This window comes from Paenibacillus sp. FSL E2-0190, from assembly GCF_037992965.1.
GTDB lineage: Bacteria > Bacillota > Bacilli > Paenibacillales > Paenibacillaceae > Paenibacillus_AQ > Paenibacillus_AQ odorifer.
The window spans coordinates 2,544,941-2,566,193 of the sequence record NZ_CP150306.1; the positions used below are offsets into that span (position 1 = coordinate 2,544,941).

Genomic DNA, 21,253 nt, shown 5'->3' on the forward strand with positions numbered 1-21,253 from the left:
GAGGATGGTAAGGGGGTTTTTGTTGTGGGCCCATACCTTGGACCGGAAACTAATATCTACTACACATGCGGGAGGTTTTTTTATTGAGTAAAGTGGAACGTAAGCAACGCCTTGAAGGGCTAAGTGAAAAAATATTTTTGGATCGTTATGCTTGGAAGGATGCAGACAGCAACAATGCTAAAGTAGGCGATGTTGTATTGGTGCTGACCAAAGATGATCCGAAGTTTCCAACTAAGGAAGTCGGAGAAATTGTGGAGCGCAGTGGTCGAATCGTAACTGTAAAGACACGCAGCGGTGAGTTTGTGAAATCGGATGTTGAAAAGTTGACCCTTAATATAGAAAAAACTCCTGAGGAAATGTGGGACCGTCTATCCACAGCGATGGCTTCTGTAGAGAAGACACCTGAGCTTCAAGCAGAATGGGCGGGCAAATTCCGTTCAATCCTAGATGATTGGAAGCTTGTGCCGGGTGGACGTATTGCGGCTGGTGCAGGTGCTAGTGAAGAATTAACATTGTTCAACTGTTATGTAATCCCTTCTCCAAAAGACAGCCGTGGCGGCATCATGCAGACATTGTCTGAAATGACGGAGATTATGGCCCGTGGTGGCGGTGTGGGCATTAACCTGTCTTCATTGCGTCCTCGTCGTGCGATTGTTAGAGGGGTTAATGGTTCATCCAGTGGTTCCGTATCTTGGGGCGGTTTGTTTAGTTATACTACGGGGCTTATTGAGCAAGGCGGCAGCCGTCGTGGCGCGCTCATGTTGATGATTAATGACTGGCATCCCGATGTTGAGGACTTCATTACCGTGAAGCAAACGATGGGCCAAGTCACTAATGCTAACCTTTCGGTATGTGTGAGCAATGGTTTTATGAAGGCTGTAAAAGAAGATCTGGACTGGGATCTCGTATTCCCGGATACAACCGATCCTGAATATAACGAAATGTGGGATGGCGATCTCGACAAGTGGAAAGCTGCCGGCAAAAACGTTATCCATTATCGCACCGTAAAAGCGCGTGACGTGTGGCGTACGATCATTGAATCGGCATGGAAATCTGCTGAGCCAGGCGTCGTGTTCATGGAATACTATAACCAGATGTCTAACAGCTGGTATTTCAACCCGATTATTTGTACAAATCCTTGTGGAGAGCAAGGCCTGCCAGGCTGGGGAGTCTGCAATCTGTCTGCGGTGAACCTGTCCAAGTTCTACGATGAGAAAAATCATGATGTAGATTGGGAAGATCTTGCGACTACAACCCGTTATTCGGTCCGTTTTCTGGACAATGTAATTGATAAAACACCTTATCATTTCCCGGAAAATGAAGCGAATCAGAAAAAGGAACGCCGCGTGGGTCTCGGAACCATGGGATTGGCGGAGCTGATGATTAAATTGAACATCCGTTACGGCAGCCCGGAATCGTTGGAGTTTCTGGACAAGCTATACGGCTTTATGGCTCGTGAAGCCTACCTTGCTTCGGCAGAAATTGCTGGAGAGAAGGGTTCCTTCCTAGCTTTTGATACTGAGAAATATCTAATGAGCGGCTTTATGAAAAATATAGTCGAAGCGTATCCAGAGGTTGGCGAAGCGATTCGTGAACATGGTATGCGTAACGTTACAGTGATTACACAAGCACCTACAGGTAGTACAGGTACAATGGTAGGTACTTCTACGGGAATTGAGCCTTATTTTGCCTTTAAATATTTCCGTCAAAGTCGTCTTGGCTATGATGAACAGTTTGTTCCAATCGCTCAAGAGTGGCTGGAAGCTCATCCGGGTGAAGAGCTGCCTGACTACTTTGTAACTTCGATGGATCTGTCAGCTAAAGATCATATCCGTGCGCAAGCAGCGATCCAACGCTGGGTAGATAGCTCTATTTCCAAAACAGCGAACTGCCCGTCTGACTTTACGGTTGAGGAGACGGCTGAGCTATATGAAATGGCCTTTGATCTAGGATGTAAGGGTGTTACGATCTACCGCGATGGAAGTCGTGATGTTCAAGTTCTGGAAACCACGAAGAAGGAAGACAAAAAAGAAGCTGCTACGGTTGCGGCAGAGGAAGCTACAACTACTGTAGAAGCAAGTACAAGTGTGGTAGCAGCAAGTCCAGCGCCTCAAGTGACTACAAAAGAGGCGGATAAACAATACAAAAAACGTCCGCAGGTTCTGCGCGGCGCTACCTATAAAATCAACACACCATTTGGGATGGCATATATTACGATCAATGACCTTGATGGAATACCGGCTGAAATCTTCCTGAATGTAGGTAAAGCGGGTTCTGACGTCTTTGCTATGGCTGAAGCATTAGGCCGTGTCTGCTCCTTGTTCCTCCGTTACGGAGATCATGGTGAGAAAGTGGAGCTGTTGATTAAACATCTGAAAGGCATTGGCGGATCAGGAGCTATCGGCTTCGGCGCGAACCGGGTTGAATCCATTGCTGACGCTGTAGCTAAGGCACTGGAATCACATGTGCTGAACAATGCTCATGATGATCATGTACCTGCTCCGATTGCGGCAACTTTGGAGCTGGAGGATTTCAATGAAGCATTAAATGCGGAGTTGAAATCGAGCGTTCCGTCAGCTACGGAAGATGGACATGGTGGTCATCATGGACATAACCATGCTACGGCTTCCCGTGACCTTTGCCCATCCTGCGGCAGCGCCTCGCTGATTAATATTGAGGGTTGTAAGACTTGTGGCAATTGCGGGTATAGTCGTTGCGGGTAAAGGGTAGAGCCGATAAGTGTTTTGTGGGAAAACTAGAAATGTGACTATGCATAGCTACTAAAAGCAAGCGATCATCGAGAGGAAGTGTTTATCCTTTTATCTCAATGGATCGCTTGTTTTTTATTATTGATGATGTTCATTGAGAGGTTTTAACTATATGAGTTTTAGATACTATAGAACTACATACAGACTATGATAAAGAATTTATTGAATTTAGGGTAAGAAATGCTTTGGAAATGATAAAGGTAGTATTTAAAGAAAAAGATAAGGTTGGAATTGCGATTTGGTAAGTAACAACGTATTTACGCGGTGTGTCTGGTCTGTGAACTCTGTGTTCTGACTAAGCTTTTTAACACAAAAACACGCGTACTTGTCTAACAAAGGTACGCGTGTTTTTGTTATTCCACTACGAGAGGAATTATTTTTACATATCTAAATTTTTGAATGCATAAGGCAATAAATCCCTTAAACTCAGCTCTAAGATTTCTTTTTTCTCATTGGTTAAATAGACAGGCATGTCGGGCAAACAGAATTCCGATAATACTTGTCTGCAGATACTGCATGGCGGCAGAAAATCCATTGTGTCACCTGCTACAGCTATAGCCTGAAAATCACCTTTAGTATAGCCCTTTGTAATAGCTGTGAAGATTGCTGTTCTCTCTGCACAATTAGTAGCGCCAAAAGATACATTTTCTACGTTTACTCCATTAATAACATTTCCATCTTTAAGCAATAAGGCTGCTCCAACTGGAAATTTAGAATATGGGGCATAAGCAGCTTTCTTTGTGTTACGTGCGCTTTCCATTAATTCTTCTTTATTCATAATACTCACCCTTTTTAAATAAGAATGAACCTTTCGGTCCCCTTATCGCCAACTTTAAGGTTGGCAGGACTTCTAATATTATAGTCACACCAAATGGTTGTCAACATGTACTACTCGATAAGTATCATTAGGGAATCATAGCTTTAAAATATAACTAGATATAGTAAATAGAAGTTACACATATTAAGCCTGCCATGGTAACCTTATCTTAAAAGCGACGAGTAGAGGGGTTTTATAATTTGGGAGCGGCAGAGAATACATTTAAACAAAAAATATTGAGCAAAAAACCGGGTATTTTAACATATGGAATGACACCACCGAAGGCAAGCCACGCACCAGAAAAGGTCTCGGAAATCGCCCAGAAACAGGTTGAGAGACTTAAAAATCTTGATTTAGATGCGTTAATTCTGTACGACGTTCAGGAAGAAGTAGACAGAGTGGATCATGAAAGACCTTATCCCTATTTACCAACGATTGATCCGGCTGTCTATGGTGATAAATATCTAAGACAGGTGGAGGTCCCGAAAATAATTTACCGGTGCGTCGGTAATGATACTAGAGCTCAGTTCGAGGATTGGGTTAAAACTGACGAAAATGAAGATAGATTTTCCGTGTATGTGGGCGCTTCGTCAAGTAAACAAGAGGTGAAATTGAATTTACCAGATGCTTATGAGCTAAGCAAACAGTTAAATAGTAATTTAACTTTTGGTGGAGTTGTCATTCCGGAAAGACATATAAAAAAGAATGATGAGCATATACGGGTTGTCGAAAAGACCAACAGTGGGTGCAACTTTTTTATTACACAGGCAACTTATAATGTAGAGGCATCTAAGAATTTATTGTCTGATTTATATTATTACTATACAAATAACGGTTTTGAGATGGTTCCTATTTTATTTAATCTTGCACCATGCGGCACCGCGAAAACATTACAATTTATGAAGTGGTTAGGGATCAGTATCCCGGGATGGTTAGAAAACGAGTTGAAATACTCGAATGATATTTTGGATAAATCAATCCAGCTATCGCAAAAAATCTTTGAAGAATTACTAGATTTCGGGCTGGAGAAGGGAATTCCTATTGGTTGCAGTATTGAAAGTGTTTCAACAAGTAAGTTGGAGATTGAAGCATCCGTACAGCTTGTTAAAGATGTGAAGGCTATTTTGGATAAGAAGCTGCCTACCAAATAGAAAAAGATTCCTCAAATTATTGAGAAACCCAGGTCATTTAAAGACCATGGGTTTCTTTTTAGGTTATATGCCACTAGGTCAAATTATTAAACATTATAGCCGAAGCCCAGTATAGTAAAAGACTTGTCCTGATCTTCCGGCACCATTCTGATTTCTACCTGATGCTCCCCGCTAACCTCATTTTGATAAAGAATTACCGGATTGCAATGTGTCCAATTATTCTCATGTGGATCAGCGGTGACTACAAGACAACCATCGACGTAAATGTTTGCCTTGCCGAATTCGCTGCTGCCAGAATCCTTGTATACAAGGATGAGATTTTTGCTTGTTATCGTCAGCTTGAAGCTGTGTTCCCCAGACGACGCTGAATGCATCCAATTATGAGGGAATTCCGGAGTTCCGAAAGGATTGGTATCCATTTCTACCCGCTGCAAATCGGTATCGATCCCCGAAAATCCGCCCACCTCGATCCTGCCTGCGTCAATATGGCTTTTGCGGTCCAGCAGGAGGGTTCCCGCAAAATCATTCCCGATGACCGGATGTTGATCCAATAGGAGATCATCTTCGTCCATTAGCGTTTTGTGGGTTTCGGAGAATAAATAAGCCAGACAATCAGCCATTACCCGGTGACCATCATTAGTAGGATGATAGATATCATAGAAAAATTGCCGTTTCGAGAGGATGTTCCCCTCATTTTTGCTTAGGCGGAATTGCCCGGATACCGCATCCTTTACACTAACCATAGGAAGATTATAAGCCCGGCCAATGGGGGAGAGCCGTTCCTGCAGGTTCCAGTCATTCATAAACACGCTGAACAGGAGAACTACTGCCGGTCTATTATCGGCGGAAAGTATTTTTAGGCATAAGCTTTCAAAACAGTTGCCTTTCGTTTCATCCCCTTCGTCGTTTACCGCAAATTCTACCACCACGATATCAGGTGTTACAGAACCTTCCCGGAGAATATCCCTTTCATAACGGATGACCCCAAGCTCGGACGGTGTTCCACCTACCCCAGCCTTCACAAAATGGATGTTCTCACCACCATTCGTACCGAATAATTCCTTAAATCTCAGATACGATTGGTAGGCATAACATTCTGTATGGATCGGCTTAGCACCTGCTCCCTGAGTAATGGAACCCCCAATATAAGCAATCGTGACATCCTCACCTTTTATAGCCTTATGGATGGCCGTTTTTAATCTTTTATTATTGCCCGGATGAAGCAAGGATTGGGTAATGATCTCCCGGTATTCGTTAGAATCAAACGCTACAGGCGGTTCAATGATTAGCTCTGGTACAGAATAACCGTCATGCAAATAAAAAATTATACTCGCGATGGCCAGTTCGCCTTCATGTTTAAATTCAAAAGCGAATTTGCCGAGCACCGCATCCTCTTCAGACCATTCCAAATCCTCTAACTTCAAGAGGACTTCGGAACCGTCGGAGGGACAGGGCACACGTATGCTGCTGCCTGTTTCGTATTTGCTGGTTTTGCCCCAGTTCTGCAATAGAAAAGAGATGGGCTCGTTCTGCTCAGGATCCCTTCTCACAGACACTCCGATACTATGGACTAATTTGCGAAATCCAACGCAGTTTCCTAGCAGCTCCAGTATTGTCTCATCAGTGACGCCGCCAATATATCTGGCCTTGTCGATTAGATAGTTACCTTCCAGATAAACTTCCTGTGAAGGTGGACCTTCGGCCCGGGCTGTCGCCTCAATCGCGGTTTCGTAGACCACAAAAAAACCGTTCCTGCGTTCAGCCGGATCCTTGGGCGCCTTTGGACCTTCAATCTTGCCTCCTGTAATGATCCCGTTATTGTTTTTCATATTGATCATCCTCGCTTTTTGTATAAGCTTTTCTTGTTATGGATGCGCTTGCAAAAAACATATTTTTATTAGAAGGAATACCTGTTAACAGTAACACCAAATATCCAGATTGTTCAACCGATAAACAAAGTTTCATTTAATAATTACAAAAAGTTGCTAGTTTACACATGGATGTTGAAATCGCTTACTTATATAATGTGCCTAGTCATACGAAAATAGGATGCTTAAGGGGAGAATTATCATGCCTACGAAGGAATTGTACCTTGTGAAGCAGGGCAGTGCTGCCAAGATTTACGTGGACCCCAAGGGGAAAGATTATGAGGGATTACGCCGGGTGGCACAGTCTTTTGCAGCAGATGTTAAACAGGTAACAGAGGTAGAACCTGAGATATATACACAATTGAACAAATTGGATGGAACAGTCATAATCGCTGGATCGATAGGCAGCAATGATTTTATCGATGATTTAATCGCGGAGGGAACCGTTAATGTATCGGCCATCCAAAATAAAAGAGAATGTTATAAAATTCAGGTGGTTGAACAACCCACAGCGGGAGTGGACAAGGCGCTAGTCATTGTAGGAAGTGATAAACGGGGGACGATTTACGGGTTGTATTCGATCTCCGAAAAGATTGGAGTTAGTCCTTGGGTGTACTGGGCGGATATTGTGCCGGAGAAGAAGCCGGCATTGTCCATTCCTGATAACAAGCTTCATGTGATCTCCAAGGAGCCTTCGGTTAAATATAGAGGTATTTTTTTGAATGACGACTGGCCGTCTTTAGGTTCTTGGGTAACTCAAAGATTTGGTGACTTTAATGAAGATTTCTATGACAAGGTATTTGAACTCATTCTTCGCTTGAAGGGGAATTATTTATGGCCGGCGATGTGGAGCGCCGAATTCAGCCTGAATGGTAAAAGCAGCCCGATTGCCAACGCCAAGCATGCACAAGAATACGGAATTATTATGGGGACCTCCCATCATGAACCCTTATTCCGGGCAGGCAGTGAATGGCAGAAGGTATACAGCCAATACGGAACAAGTAACCTATGGGATTTCGCCCTTAATAAACAGGCGATTACAGATTTCTGGGAAGACGGAATCAAGCGTAATCAGGACTTTGATAACTTGATTACCCTAGGCATGCGGGGGGAAAGTGACTCTGCGCTGGAGGGCTCCGATCAGGAGAATATTGATCTGCTTAAGGACATTATACTTACGCAAAAAGAACTATTGAAGAAATACAATCTTGAACATGCGCCGCAAATTTTGGCCGTTTATAAGGAAGTTGAGAAGTACTGGTATGGCACTGCCGGGGCGGAAGGGTTGAAGGACTGGGATGTTCTGAATGACGTTACGATCCTGCTTGCTGACGATAACTTTGGCAATCTCCGCAAAATCCCGACAAAAAACGAACGTAACCGCAGCGCAGGATGGGGGATGTATTATCATTTTGACTATCATGGTGGTCCGCATTCCTATGAATGGTTAAATACGACCCCGCTTGAAAAAGTCTGGGAGCAAATGTGTATGGCATACGATTATGGCATCCGTGATGTATGGATTGTGAACGTCGGGGATTTGAAGCCTATGGAATTGCCCATTTCCTACTTTCTGGATTTGGCCTACGATTTTGAGGCTTGGGGGACAGGTGCAATCAATCGGACTGTGGAATACACCAACCGTTGGGTAGAGCAGCAATTCGGATATGTGCTGGAACAAGAGACATGTCTGGGAATCGCACAATTGTTAGGGGATTATATCCGGATGAACGGTCGGCGCAAGCCTGAAATTATTTATCCGTCCACCTTCAGTCCTATCCATTACAATGAGGCGCACAGAGTTCTGGAGCAAGCGGTGATGATCGAGAAGGCTGCCGACAAATACGATGAGCTAATCCCGGAACAACTAAAGGATGCTTACTTCCAGCTCGTATATTTCCCTGCTGTTGCCTCGGCCAATGTGGTCAAAATGCAAATTTATGCTGGACTGAACCATCTATACGCTAAGCGAAATAGTATGTTGGCAAATACTTACGCTGCTCTGACCCGCGAAACCATCGAACGGGATAAGTATCTGGAGCTGGTTTATAATAGCGGAATTTCGAATGGAAAATGGCAGGGAATGATGAGTTCCCCTCATGTAGGGTATATACATTGGAATGCAGAAGGGTGGAAATATCCGGATGTAAACACCTTGACGCCCGCCAGAGGTTCTTTAATGATTGTGGATGTGGAAGGAACGGAACAAGCGTATGTTTCCGGCACGGCTAATCTTCCGGTAATTACAAATCTTCAAAAAGAAAACTATCGCATCACAATCAGTAACGGTGGAGATGCGGGTTTTGAATATCAGGTGCGGAGCAGCGTGGATTGGATCAAGCTTGAGAAAATACGCGGCTGGATTGAGGCAGGGGAGACGCTTCAGGTTTCCGTAGATTGGGAGAAGGTCAAAGAAGCATCGACGGGCGAAATTACGATCTCCGGTGCCGGAAATATAGTTAAGGTGAAGGCAGCCGTGGATTGGATAGACATTCCGGATATGCCACCGATGACATTCATCGAGACCCATAATATCGTGTCCATTGAAGCGGAGCATACCATAACTCGTGTTTCGAAATCAGGGGTGGTATGGAAGACCATTGACAGCTATGGACGTTCTTTATCCTCGGTTAAAATGTTTCCGGATGCTGTATCTTTTGAACAACCGGAGGATGCTCCTTGTCTGGAATATCAGATTCTAGTGCAGCAGGACACCGATTATAGCTTAACCGCGTATATTGCGCCGACAAACAATCTGTCACAAACTAGCGGGTTAAAATATGCGATAAGCTTCGATGATGAGGCACCCGTGATTAAGGATGCTTTACCAACGAACTTTGAAGGCGGCAATCATGATAATGAACCATGGTGCCGCGCGGTTATGGACAATATTCATGCTGTGACCACCAGCCATGCTTTAACGAAGGGTCTTCATACCCTCCGCTTTTACGGATTGGATGCGGGTCTGGTTCTGCAAAAGCTTGTATTGTCCGCTGCCCAGCTTCCTTATTCCTATTTAGGGCCGGAGGAGAGCTTTTATACTAGCGGGACGGCGTCCATTCTTAGTTAGGTTGAATTAAAAGGGCGAACAACTAGGTTGTTGCTTCGAATCCTCCGTTATTTCAGGGCAGATGACGGAGGATAACCCTTTATATTTTTGAAAACGTTGCTGAAGTAGGCGACATCTTGATAACCACAGTGCGCTGCCACTTCGGACACATTAAAACCACCTGCCGATAGAATCATCTCAGCATTGTTCACGCGCACCTTGTTTATAAATTCTTTACAGGTGGAGCCAGTGTTCTGCTTAAACAGCTTACCAAGATATACGGGATTTAGGGCAACCAAATCTGCCAGCTCCTTGATCGTAACTTCCTCCGAATAATGATCCATGATATAGGTCATCACTTTTTGGATTCTTAGATCTATCAGAGGTGTTTCTTGATGGTGGGCGATACTTAATAAGCGGTACACAATCAGTTGAAAGATGGCCCGGGCCTTCATTTTGTAGAAAGGTTGTTTGCCCATCCAGATATGTGAGAATTCTTTAATATCCTCTAGAATCTCTTTAGTTCTCCAATTCCTAGTTACAGTCTCAAAAGGGAGCTGCACATGATTGTCCTCACCCTCCCAGAAGAAATTGAAGGCAAAGGAACGCATGGGTGCCTCCTTGAAAGTCTGAGCTTCCCGAATGCTGCCAGAAGGGGCATAGAGCATATCCCCGGCTTCAACCGTGAATTTCTCTCCATTAATAAAATAGTCAGACTTCCCTTCTACGATGAAGGTAAGATCATGGAAATCAATTTTACTCCTCGTAATCTCCCAATCCGGGAAGGATCGGCGATCAACGAACAAAAAAACACGGGGAACAAGATTTTCGTATTTGGTAATGTCCATTTCTACCATCCCTCTTTCCTTATAAATAGATCCGCGCTAATGCCGATTGGTATATTATACAAAAATGAATCCAATTAAGAAATGGGATTGTAAATTGACTTTGCGCAATCAGAAGAATACAATAGTTTTATGACTATCGAACAATATTCCTTAAAAGATGATGAAAAGCGAGTGAAGATTTTTAAAGCATTAGCAGAAGTGAAACGAATTGAAATGATTCGTTATCTTCATCTCCATAAGGAGAACAATACATGTGGATCCATTGGTGAATCTATGGGAATGGATAAATCCAATGTGTCGTACCATCTGAAGATTTTGTATGAAGCTGATTTAGTAAGTGTCACACGTATGGGGCAGAATAAGATTAGCCAGCTTCGAGAGGATACGTTTAGCGAATTATTACCGGGTTTCTTGGACAGTTTATAATATGTCCGGAAACCTATAATTTTTTCTTGATAGTTTGATAGTTTTATAACTATTTGATAATCATGTACAGGGTTTGGTTAATAGTTATAGGTAGCAGCAAAAATAAATATTAATGGAGTAGTGATCTATGAATCAGTTGAAAAATAAACAGGTCCTGTTAATTTCACGTCCTGTAGGCATGCCAACCCAGCAAAATTTCGAGTTCAAAGATATTCCTGTAGTTGAAGCAAAAGAAGGACAAGTTGTTGTACGTACGTTGTATTTGTCAGTGGATCCTTATATGCGCGGAAGAATGAATGATTCTAAATCGTATATTCCTCCGTATCAGCTTAATGAAGTCATCGCTGGAGGACTTGTGGGAGAGATCGTAGAAACCAAATCGGAGCGATTCAAAGCTGGAGATAAAGTCATCGGTATGCTGGGCTGGCAGTTATATAATACTGTAGATGCTAAAGCAGTAACCAAAATCGATGATTCGATTGCACCTGTATCGGCTTACTTAAGTGTTCTAGGTTTAACAGGGCTCACTGCATATTTCGGTTTACTTGATATCGGGCAGCCGAAAGAAGGAGAGACTGTCGTAGTGTCTGGAGCAGCGGGTTCAGTGGGGATGTTTGTTGGACAGATTGCCAAAATCAAAGGCGCTCGTGTCGTTGGGATCGCAGGTAGCGATGATAAATGCGACTATTTGAAAAAAGAACTTGGCTTTGATGCAACCATTAATTATAAAACAACGGAAAATTTAGACCAGGCTTTGGAAGAAGCATGTCCAAATGGTGTGGATGTTTATTTTGACAACGTGGGTGGATCGATTTCAGATGCTGTGATGAGCTTGCTTAATGATTATGCACGTATTCCCCTATGTGGCGCTATTTCTTCCTATAATAGTACAGATGGAGATATGGGACCACGTATTCAGAGCAGATTGATCAAAACCCGCTCCCTTATCAAAGGATTCGTTCTTAGTGATTACGCAGCCCGCCAGTCAGAAGGACTTCAAGAGCTTGGAAAATGGCTAACAGAAGGTAAATTAAAATATGAAGAAACAGTTGTTGAAGGATTCGACAATGTGGTTGAAGCATTCCTGCAATTGTTCCAAGGTGCGAACCTCGGGAAGATGCTTGTTAAGGTGAGCGACTCCGAATTCTAAAACAACACAAACAGCTCTGGTAGAGATTTTTATATATCAGGGCTGTTTGTATTATTACCAATCAAATCCGTTCAGACCATACCCTGTTTGGACTTCATGCATTTAAGATTGTATGTGCGGCCATAGGCTTTTGCATATTTGACGATTCGCTCAATCATGCTGGTGTCATTCAGTTTGGTAAACGGGCACGGATCGGGGGCAGTATTTACTTCCAAGATCCATGGTTTAAGGCGTCGATCCAAAGCAATATCCACACCGATTTCCTGCAGGCCGGGATAGGCTGTGCTCAGCTGTCTGGCGGAGTTCACTCCGATTTGTTGCATGGACCGGATCAACGCGCTACTATTCTCTACGTTTGTGTAGGATTCTAATAATGCCTCTACCGGATAAATCGTTCCCCCTTGGCTCCCATTCGTAACCACTTTGCGAGGATGAGCTACGCGACCCGCAATGCCTGTAGCTTCCCACCCACCCTTAAGATTTCTTTGCACCATAACCCGGATATCAAATGGCCTTCCCTCATAAACCAAAAGCCAAATCCCTTTTTGCACCAAATAGGACTTTCCTTGGGTCTCGCTAGAGATTGCCCGATAAGCCATCTCGTAATCAGAAAATGTATGTTTATGCGTACCGGACTGATAGCTGTAGGCTGGTCGTTTTTTGGAGGAATGATCTTGCGATCTTTCAATCCGGATTACACCCTGTCCCAAAGATCCACAGCAGGGCTTAATGTACACCATTTTATGTTTTTGCAACATCTCATAGAGTACGTTTTTATTCATTTTTTTCGTTACCGGTATATACTTCCTTAGCTCTTGTTTTCTAAGCAGTACCCTTGTTTTCGTCAGCTTATTGGATATCCGCCGTATTGGCTCCTTCATTTTGTTCCTCCGTTCTATATATCTATAGGCTATATTACGGGAATACGCAGTTTTTGCTTGGGCAACCACAGAATAATAGAACACATGCAAAGAATTCTACATATGAATATTGGAGGCATTTATTAAACTTGGGCTGCAGCATGCGGTCAACGGGAGGCGGCTATGATGCTGCTCGGGAAATTGCAGAATAAGGTGCAAGAAGTAATGGACGAATACCCTTGGTACAAGGGGCTGATCGATGGGGAGAAAACGAATTATAACCTGCAGAACTTACCTCTTATGTCTTCGAAAACACTTGAAACCTTCTATTATAACCAACCCATCGATCCTTCTTGGACTGTCTATAGGACGTCTGGTACAAGCTCAGGCCGTAGAAAAGCAATCCTTTACTCTGAGGAAGATGACAAACACTATGTGGATATTAAAACGAAGCTATTCGGCGAGCTTATTGCGGGAAGCGGATGTAACAGAGCGTTGGCGGATATGGGCACTGGACATGCAGCAAATACTGCGCTGACCATTTTTGAAAGGTTAGGATTGGAGAAAAGTTCAATACCCTTTGAACTGCCAATCGAACAGCATATTGAACAGCTTAAAGCTTTTAAACCTGACTTGCTCTATACGATGCCGTCCATCCTTGACCATATCGTATATGCTGCCAGAAACCCGCGTGAATTCGGAATTCGCAAGATTATTTTGGTAGGGGAAATTGCTCCGCCTGAGTGGCAGCGGAATATGGCTGGCTTGTTTGGTATTGATCCTAGAGATATCATCGATACTTACGGCTCCATTGAAATCGGTACGATCGCTTATTACTCCCATGATCATGGCAGGTACATTTTTGCCGACGGAATTTTTGCGGAAGGAATCGGGGTTCAGGAGTTAGACGAAGAAGTAAGGCCGCTTCGAAACAATGAAAGTATTCTGGTGCTTACCTCAACTGTCCGCAAGATGCTGCCAGCTCTTCGTTTTGTTACTTATGACGTTGTAAGGGATTTTAGGCCTGTGATGATAGACGGGGTTGAACAACAAAGCTTTGAGTCCATTGTAAAAAGAGTGGGTCAAGAACTGAAGCACGGTGAGAAGATCAGCCTGTACGATATCGAACAGGTCGTATACCGTCATATTGAAGATGCAATCATTCGGGTCAAAGTAAAAAACAATGCGCTCTCTATTTATATCATGAGTAAATCTGTGAAGCCCTCTATTATTCCGGTAATCAAAGAGGAAATCAGGGAGTGTATTCCGGAAATCGGGATGATGATTCGCAACCATCTGCTTGATGATATTGAGATCATTATAGTAGCTAAAGGGGAGTCGCTGGCCAGCGGGCAGGTCAAGAACAAGAAGTTATATTATCAGAAGGACAAAGCTAAGGTGGACATAAATATCCAAGGCGGTATCTTGTCGACTATCGGAAAAACGCCATTAATCAAGCTGAATAATCTGTTCCAGAACAGTGAGTTCGAAGTCTACGCAAAAATGGAACTGCTAAATCCGGGAGGAAGTGCGAAAGACCGTCCAGCTCTGCGGATGATCCATGAGGCATGGAAGGAAGGGAAAATCGGGCCGGGAACTACTATTATTGAGTCAAGTTCGGGAAATATGGCGATTAGCTTGGCGATGATTTGCCAATATTTAGGGCTGCGGTTTATTAGCGTGGTTGATCCAAGAACTACCACAACAAATCTGCAGATTCTGAAAGCATTAACTGCAAAAATTGACTTTGTTAGCGATCCCGACCCCGAGACCGGTGAATATCTGCCTGCTAGACTGAATCGAGTGCAGCGACTCTTGGAGGAAATACCGGGCAGCTACTGGCCGAATCAATATGCAAACGCAAATAACTATTTGTCCCACTACCATACGACCATGAAAGAAATCGTGACTGAGCTTGGCGAAGTAGATTATTTGTTTTGCAGCGTAAGTACATGCGGCACGATTCGAGGTCTCGCGGAATATGTAAGGGATCATGGTCTGAAGACTAAGATTGTTGCCGTCGATGCGGAGGGAAGTACTATTTTTGGTGGCAACAAAGAGAAACGGCGGTTCCCGGGACTGGGTGCTGGCATCGTACCCCCTTTCTGCAGAACGGATTTAATCGACCGTATCGTGCATGTCTCAGACTTGGATATCGTAAAAGGATGCCGAGCACTCGCTCAGAATGAATCGATTCTGGCCGGTGCATCCTCAGGGGCTAACCTTGCCGCTGTTAGGCGTATGGAGCAAGAATTGGCTCCAGGATCTGTCTGTGCGGTGATCCTGCATGACAAAGGGGAGCGTTACCTCGATACGGTATACTCTGACCCATGGATTCAGAATGAATTTGGGCAGGAGTTCTCGGCTGACGGTGGAGATGTCCTTGCTTAACGAACGGCAAAAGGAGGTTGTGGAATGCTGTATTTAAACGATCGGGACATCCGGGAGGTGGGGCTTGATTGGCCTTCTCTCGTGGAATCGATAGAAACTACGGTGCGCATACTTGATTCTGGAGATTACGCGCAGCCCGTAAAACCTTATCTAAGGTATAAAAATCCTCAAAATCGTATTATTGCAATGCCCGCATACGTAGGGGGGAACGTGAACGCAGCAGGGATCAAATGGATTTCCAGCTTCCCGGATAATATCCAGGTTGGTCTTCCCCGCGCGCATAGCATCATTGTCTTGAATGATCCCATTACGGGCGAGCCTATATCCGTCCTAAGCTCTCCGCTCCCCAGCATCGTAAGGACAGCTTCCATCAGTGGACTGATGATTGGCTACTTTTTGCAGGCACGTTCACTTGAACGGATTTATCTTGGCATTATCGGCTGGGGACCAATCGGGCAATATCATTTTCAAATGGTTATGGCATTGTACGGAGATCGAGTTGAACGTGTCCGCATCTTTGATATAAGGGAAGTAGATTTGTCAGACATCTCATCTATATATAAGGATAGGATAGAAGTGGAGGAGACGTGGGCGGACGTTTATCTAAAGTCCAATATCTTTATCACCTGTACCGTATCCAATCATAGATATATCGATATGCTTCCGGCGGAAGGTAGTCTTCTACTGAATATTTCACTGCGTGATTATAAGCCTGAGGCATTAGCTTCGGTGAAGTCCATAATCGTCGACGACTGGGATGAGGTGTGCCGCGAAAATACTGACATACAGCAGCTCCATCTGAAACATGGGTTAACTCGTGCCGATACCCGAATGATTACCGATGTCGTCTCGCGCCATTGCCTGAATGAACTCAGAGCCGATGAGCCGATTTTCTTTTGTCCGATGGGGATGGCGGTTTTTGATATCGCAACAGCGGTATACTTCGTGAAGAAGGCTAGAGAAAAAGGGATCGGGACTGAGCTACAGTAAGGTTGTAGGCATACGTTCGCTATGGGATTTTTTATAGATTTTTCTGATGTAACTAGACTATGATCCGTCACTTTTAAGGGTGGATTGCTGTCTAGTTTTTTTATTGTCTTGTTAACGTTCCATTCATAATACTCTGATAATCTCTATAAGTGTTAGGCGGATGATCATCCACCCCAATAAATGATGACTCGGAGGATAATAATGTTGACACCTATGAAAAAAAGGCTGATCGCTGGTCTGACCCTATTGGCTGTGATTAGTGCCGGCTTTGGCGCAAGCTTGGTATTTCCCGGGAAACGGGCCTCTGCTGAGAACCAAACGGGTCAAACCGGACTGCCGGCAGCGCAAATTGAAGCATTTGCCAATCTCGATGATACCTCGGGACTGACTAGCTTCGTTGATGGAATTATGGAAAAAGATATGAACCGGCTGCAAATTCCGGGAGCGGTTATCTCCATTGTAAAAGACGGCAAGATTATTTTGGCCAAAGGTTATGGCAGTTCCAATCTGGAAGAAGCGGCACCGGTTAATCCGACAACCAGCATGTTTCGAATCGCTTCAACAACAAAGCTGTTCACCTGGACAGCGGTGATGCAAATGGTCGAACAAGGTAAGATAGATCTGGACACTGATATTAACACCTACCTGAAATCATTGAAGATCCCTGCTACTTATCCTGAGCCGATCACGATGCGCCATTTGATGACACATACAGCGGGGTTTGAAGAGGGTGGAGTGGGTTATCAAATCACTACCGACCCTGCCAAATTGCCGGGATCAATCTCGGAAACACTCAATAAGCATATGCTGGCACGGGTAAGACCCCCCGGAGAGATGAGTTCTTATTCGAACTTCGGGGCTACTCTCGCGGGTCTGATTGTGGAGGAAGTCAGCGGTGTTCCTTACAATGACTATATACAAAAGTATATTTTCGATCCGCTCGACATGAAATATTCGACGGTGGTAGAGCCTTTGCCGGAGTCATTCATACCCAATCAAGTTGTAGGGTACACGAGTGAGAACGGTAGCTTTATTCCTGGCACACCTACCTTCGAGGGAGGCTTTCGTCCTGCCGGCTCGGGTACAGTATCAGCAGTAGACATGGCGCACTTTATGATTGCCCATCTGCAGAACGGGAAATATGGTGACCAGCAGATTCTTAGAACGGAGACTGCAGAACTAATGCATTCAACGGCGTACCAATTCGATAAACGTATGCCGGGAGTAGATCTGGGGTTCTCTGAGAAACGCATCAATGGTCTTCGACTAATCACTCATGGTGGTTCCGACCCCATGTTTAATACGGAGTTTTATCTTGTGCCTGCCAAGCATGTAGGTATCTTTGTTTCCTATAACGGCGGTCAGGGCGGTGATTCCGCGGCAGGCCTAGTCCATGCCTTTTTTGAGCGCTATTATCCCGATCCTGAAGCGAAGCAGCCTGAATTCTCCACTTCTGCAGAATCTGTTCAGAAATATGCGGGAACCTATCAATTCACACGCCGTAACCACAGTGATATTGATAAATTTTTCAATTTTTTTGCCCAGCTAAATGTTAAGGTAAAGGACAATAAGCTATCTTTGGGAAGTGGTAGTGAACAACAGTTGTATAGAGAAATCGCTCCGAATCTGTTCCAGCTCGAGGGAGGCACCGAACAAATCGGCTTCCGCACAAATGAGTCCGGTAAGGTTACACATATGCTCTTAGGTATGGCACCGGAAATGCCACTGGAGCGTACGCCACTCTTGAATCAGAATAAGTTTTGGCTTATCGTACTTGGCGGCTCGGGGTTGATTTTCATCACTGCATTGCTTGGACTAATCTTCTCAAGACGCAAGATCAAGGCGATGACGCCTCCGGAAAAGTGGGCCATCCGCTTATCTGCGGGAACTGCTGGGTGGGCGCTGCTATCTTTCGTTACGATATTTATGGTGGTTATGTCCATGGATACGATGCAGAAGTTCAGCGGTATCAGTCTTTCGCTTTCTCTCAGTTTAGTTATGCCAATCCTTTTGGTTGGACTGACTTTAGCTTTGCTAATCTCGGCTATACTGGTTTGGAAGAATAAATACTGGACAGCTTTCAAGCGTGTGCATTATACACTAGTGGCACTTTCGGCTGTAGTGATGACTCTGTTTTTCTACTATTGGAACCTGTTGGGTTGGCAGTTCGGATAACTTCGTTTCTTGTCAAGAATATATCATATATAATGTAAGCTTAAGAGAGGAGGACAATCGTGGCTACTATACTTATTGCTGATGATGATGATAACATCCGAAAGCTAATGTCTTTGTTTTTGCGAAAAGAAGGTTTTGACCTCAAAGAAGCCAGGGATGGTACCAAAGCGCTGTCCATTATAGAGAACTCGCGAGTCGATCTCGTCATCCTAGATATTATGATGCCAGGATTGGATGGTTGGGATCTGTGCAGAGAAATCAGGCGCTCTGATGCCAACATTCCCCTCCTCATGGTGACGGCTAAAGGAGAATCTGCACATAAAGTGAAAGGTTTTCAACTCGGCACGGATGACTATTTGACCAAACCGTTTGATCCGCTTGAACTGGTGATGCGAGTAAAAGCTTTGCTTAAACGCTCGCTGGTTGTTTCTTCCCAGTCTGTGCAGTTGGGCAATGTGGTGCTTAACCGCCGCACTTTCCAGGTTACGCGTGATGAAGAACCGGTAACGATTCCTTTGAAGGAATTTGAGCTACTGTTTCTGCTGGCTAGTCACCCTAGGCAAATCTTCACAAGAGAACAGTTGATTTCTCAAATCTGGGGATTGAACTATGAAGGAGACGGCCGGACTGTAGATGTGCATATAAGCCGGTTGAGGGAGAAATTCTGCGGTAACGACGAGCAATTTCAAATCGAAACGGCCCGCGGCCTAGGATACCGGCTGATCCCTGCGCTATGATCAAGACATTGTATGTACGCGTCGTTCTCACGTTTCTAGGCATCATTATCTTTAGTCTGATCTGTTCCTTTTTCATTGGTTTGTATGTCTTTCAGAAACAAATAAGTTACGAGGGACAGAATGAAATGATCACAGTGGGGAAGGAGATCATTCACCGTTATGATGACGCCAAGCCTGAGGATACAGACGAGTTCTTGAATAGTATGGTTAAGGTATCTGCATACCCTATCCACTTGTATAATCATTCCGGGGAATATACCTTTTATGGGCTCAAGGATAGTCCGGCCGTCACTATCACCCCCGAGGCTGTGAAACAAGTGCTGCAAGGAAAACTCTATCGTTCCTCCGCGAAAGATAAGGATACCTTTATCGGGATGCCCTTTATGTTTAACGGGGAGTGGCAAGCAATGTTCTTGCAGTATTCTGCCGAGAACGAAAATATCGTCAATCGGATGCTGCTCTTTGTGCTTTTACTCGTGCTTTTACTGGGTAGTCTATGCATTCTTATTGCCGCCAGATATTTGGTGGAGCCGATCAAAGCTTTGACGAATGCGACAAGAAGGCTGGCCAAGGGTGATTTCGAGGTAGAGCTTAAAGTAAACCGAGTAGACGAAATAGGGGAACTGACACAAAGCTATGTGGAGATGGCCGGGGAGCTGAAGCAGCTGGAACAGATGAGGCAGGATTTCGTATCCAACGTTTCTCATGAAATTCAGACACCGCTTACGTCTATTTCCGGCTTTGCCAAGGCATTGCAGAACAATGATCTAATCGTGGAAGAGGAACGTTCTGAATATCTTGATATCATCATTGCAGAGAGTGAACGTCTGTCGAGGTTAAGTGATAATTTGCTGAAGCTCGCTTCCCTGGATTCTGAACATCATCCCTTTAATGCAGGTTCCTTCAATCTTGACGAGCAGATTAGAACCATCGTTGTGACCTGTGAGCCACAATGGTCAGCCAAAGGCATCGTTATCGATCTTGAGCTGCCGGAAACTGTCAAAATTAAGGGTGATGAAGATCAGCTGAAGCAAGTATGGATGAATTTGCTGAGCAACAGCATCAAGTTCACACCTGAAGGCGGGAACATCCGCATTAGTATAGATGACAGTGCAGCAGATGTATCGGTCACCATCAGTGATAACGGGATCGGGATTTCCCCGGAAGAGTTCAACGCCGTATTCCAAAGATTTTATAAAATAGACAAGTCACGGAATGGAAACAACAATGGCAATGGCTTGGGACTTGCAATCGTTAAAAAAATTGTCTCCCTGCATCAGGGAAACATAGAAGTGGACGGTGCGGTTGGAGCGGGAACGACGATTATCGTCAGGTTGCCCCATAAGTGAAATTAAGGGTTTGTCTGATTCTTGGATTGCCGTACGCCAAACATAATGAAATCCTTGAATTGCCGGTCCATAACCCGATCTTCCTCCGTAACCACACCCCCCCGCTGATGAGTAATAATGACGGCTTTTTGTAAATACATGAAATACAGGTGGGTGGACTTGTGCAGAATGTCCAGCCACTTATTTTTTTCCTCCGGAGCGACTGATATGGACTCAAGGAGAATTAACCGTGAATACCAGCCTTCCATAGCCTGCTTAAAGTCAGGAAGTTCCGCGGGATTTTTGGAAAGCGTGCTGTAGTAAACTCCAAAAATGGCATCATAGTAGATCAGGGCTTCCTGCTGATCTCTTAATGCCAGATATTTATCGAGAATGTTCTCCAATGACTGTACAGGGTGTTCAAAATCAAAATCAAACAGCAGTTGTCCAAACATCCGCTCCAGATTAAGGACATAGATTTGAGCGGCTAACTCTTCCTTGTCTTTATAATGATGATACAAAGTACGCCGGGAGATGCCGGCTTGTTCCGCAATCTGTGCCATATCCGTGCGCTCAATACCTTGAGCACAGAATAAGCTAAGCGCTGTATCCTTAATGATCTCCCTTGTCATTTGCATTTGCTTTTCCCGCAAATTCATTGATTTTCTCTCCTGTCTTGTTGCAACTCTTCCGCT

15 protein-coding genes are annotated in these 21,253 nt (G+C 44.3%); 10 read left to right on the forward strand and 5 right to left on the reverse strand.

The window, feature by feature from the left end; all coding sequences use genetic code 11:
• Positions 1–65 precede the first annotated feature (65 nt).
• The gene (locus tag NST25_RS10875) at positions 66–2,723 is read left to right on the forward strand and encodes an adenosylcobalamin-dependent ribonucleoside-diphosphate reductase (RefSeq protein WP_076129986.1); all 2,658 of its coding nucleotides are present in this window, start codon (positions 66–68) and stop codon (positions 2,721–2,723) included.
• Between the two features lie 424 nt (positions 2,724–3,147).
• Here NST25_RS10875 and NST25_RS10880 read toward each other — a convergent pair whose 3' ends face one another.
• On the reverse strand, positions 3,148–3,546 hold the full coding sequence (locus NST25_RS10880) for a cytidine deaminase (protein WP_036689594.1): 399 nt from the start codon (positions 3,544–3,546) through the stop codon (positions 3,148–3,150).
• 239 nt (positions 3,547–3,785) lie between these two features.
• Between NST25_RS10880 and NST25_RS10885 the strand changes: the two genes are divergently transcribed.
• Entirely contained in the window at positions 3,786–4,736 is a 951-nt protein-coding gene (locus NST25_RS10885) for a 5,10-methylenetetrahydrofolate reductase (protein WP_339190514.1), read from the forward strand.
• An 86-nt stretch (positions 4,737–4,822) separates the two neighbouring features.
• On the opposite strand, the gene NST25_RS10890 is transcribed toward NST25_RS10885, so the two are convergent.
• On the reverse strand, positions 4,823–6,565 hold the full coding sequence (locus tag NST25_RS10890; RefSeq protein WP_339190516.1) for an SGNH/GDSL hydrolase family protein: 1,743 nt from the start codon (positions 6,563–6,565) through the stop codon (positions 4,823–4,825).
• Between the two features lie 241 nt (positions 6,566–6,806).
• Between NST25_RS10890 and NST25_RS10895 the strand changes: the two genes are divergently transcribed.
• A complete protein-coding gene (locus NST25_RS10895) occupies positions 6,807–9,674 on the forward strand; it encodes a glycosyl hydrolase 115 family protein (RefSeq protein WP_339190518.1) in 2,868 nt (955 codons plus the stop codon).
• Between the two features lie 47 nt (positions 9,675–9,721).
• On the opposite strand, the gene NST25_RS10900 is transcribed toward NST25_RS10895, so the two are convergent.
• On the reverse strand, positions 9,722–10,501 hold the full coding sequence (locus tag NST25_RS10900) for a helix-turn-helix domain-containing protein (RefSeq protein ID WP_076186480.1): 780 nt from the start codon (positions 10,499–10,501) through the stop codon (positions 9,722–9,724).
• Positions 10,502–10,630: 129 nt separating this feature from the next.
• Between NST25_RS10900 and NST25_RS10905 the strand changes: the two genes are divergently transcribed.
• On the forward strand, positions 10,631–10,927 hold the full coding sequence (locus NST25_RS10905; protein WP_038569940.1) for a metalloregulator ArsR/SmtB family transcription factor: 297 nt from the start codon (positions 10,631–10,633) through the stop codon (positions 10,925–10,927).
• A gap of 127 nt (positions 10,928–11,054) precedes the next feature.
• Positions 11,055–12,077: an NADP-dependent oxidoreductase gene (locus NST25_RS10910; protein ID WP_339190520.1), complete on the forward strand. Its 1,023-nt coding sequence runs from the start codon at positions 11,055–11,057 to the stop codon at positions 12,075–12,077.
• 71 nt (positions 12,078–12,148) lie between these two features.
• On the opposite strand, the gene NST25_RS10915 is transcribed toward NST25_RS10910, so the two are convergent.
• Positions 12,149–12,958 (reverse strand): YheC/YheD family protein, encoded by an 810-nt coding sequence (locus NST25_RS10915; protein ID WP_076129991.1) that lies wholly within the window; start codon positions 12,956–12,958, stop codon positions 12,149–12,151.
• Positions 12,959–13,120: 162 nt separating this feature from the next.
• On the opposite strand from NST25_RS10915, the gene sbnA reads away from it, so the two are divergent.
• From sbnA to NST25_RS10940, 5 genes are all read left to right on the forward strand, one after another.
• Complete coding sequence (sbnA, locus tag NST25_RS10920) at positions 13,121–15,328, forward strand: 2,3-diaminopropionate biosynthesis protein SbnA (RefSeq protein ID WP_340393977.1); 2,208 nt, start codon at positions 13,121–13,123, stop codon at positions 15,326–15,328.
• Between the two features lie 24 nt (positions 15,329–15,352).
• Positions 15,353–16,318, forward strand: coding sequence for a 2,3-diaminopropionate biosynthesis protein SbnB (locus tag NST25_RS10925; RefSeq protein ID WP_339190524.1), 966 nt, complete (start codon positions 15,353–15,355; stop codon positions 16,316–16,318).
• A 201-nt stretch (positions 16,319–16,519) separates the two neighbouring features.
• A complete protein-coding gene (locus NST25_RS10930) occupies positions 16,520–18,493 on the forward strand; it encodes a serine hydrolase domain-containing protein (RefSeq protein ID WP_248549223.1) in 1,974 nt (657 codons plus the stop codon).
• Positions 18,494–18,552: 59 nt separating this feature from the next.
• The gene (locus NST25_RS10935; RefSeq protein ID WP_076100805.1) at positions 18,553–19,230 is read left to right on the forward strand and encodes a response regulator transcription factor; all 678 of its coding nucleotides are present in this window, start codon (positions 18,553–18,555) and stop codon (positions 19,228–19,230) included.
• Positions 19,227–20,579, forward strand: a complete 1,353-nt coding sequence (locus NST25_RS10940; protein ID WP_280752742.1) for a HAMP domain-containing sensor histidine kinase — start codon at positions 19,227–19,229, stop codon at positions 20,577–20,579. Before NST25_RS10935 ends, NST25_RS10940 begins: the two co-directional genes overlap by 4 nt.
• Positions 20,580–20,581: 2 nt before the next feature.
• Here NST25_RS10940 and NST25_RS10945 read toward each other — a convergent pair whose 3' ends face one another.
• Positions 20,582–21,217 carry a TetR/AcrR family transcriptional regulator gene (locus NST25_RS10945; RefSeq protein WP_076129994.1) on the reverse strand — a complete coding sequence of 212 codons (636 nt, stop codon included), beginning with the start codon at positions 21,215–21,217 and terminating at the stop codon, positions 20,582–20,584.
• Between the last annotated feature and the right edge of the window lie 36 nt (positions 21,218–21,253).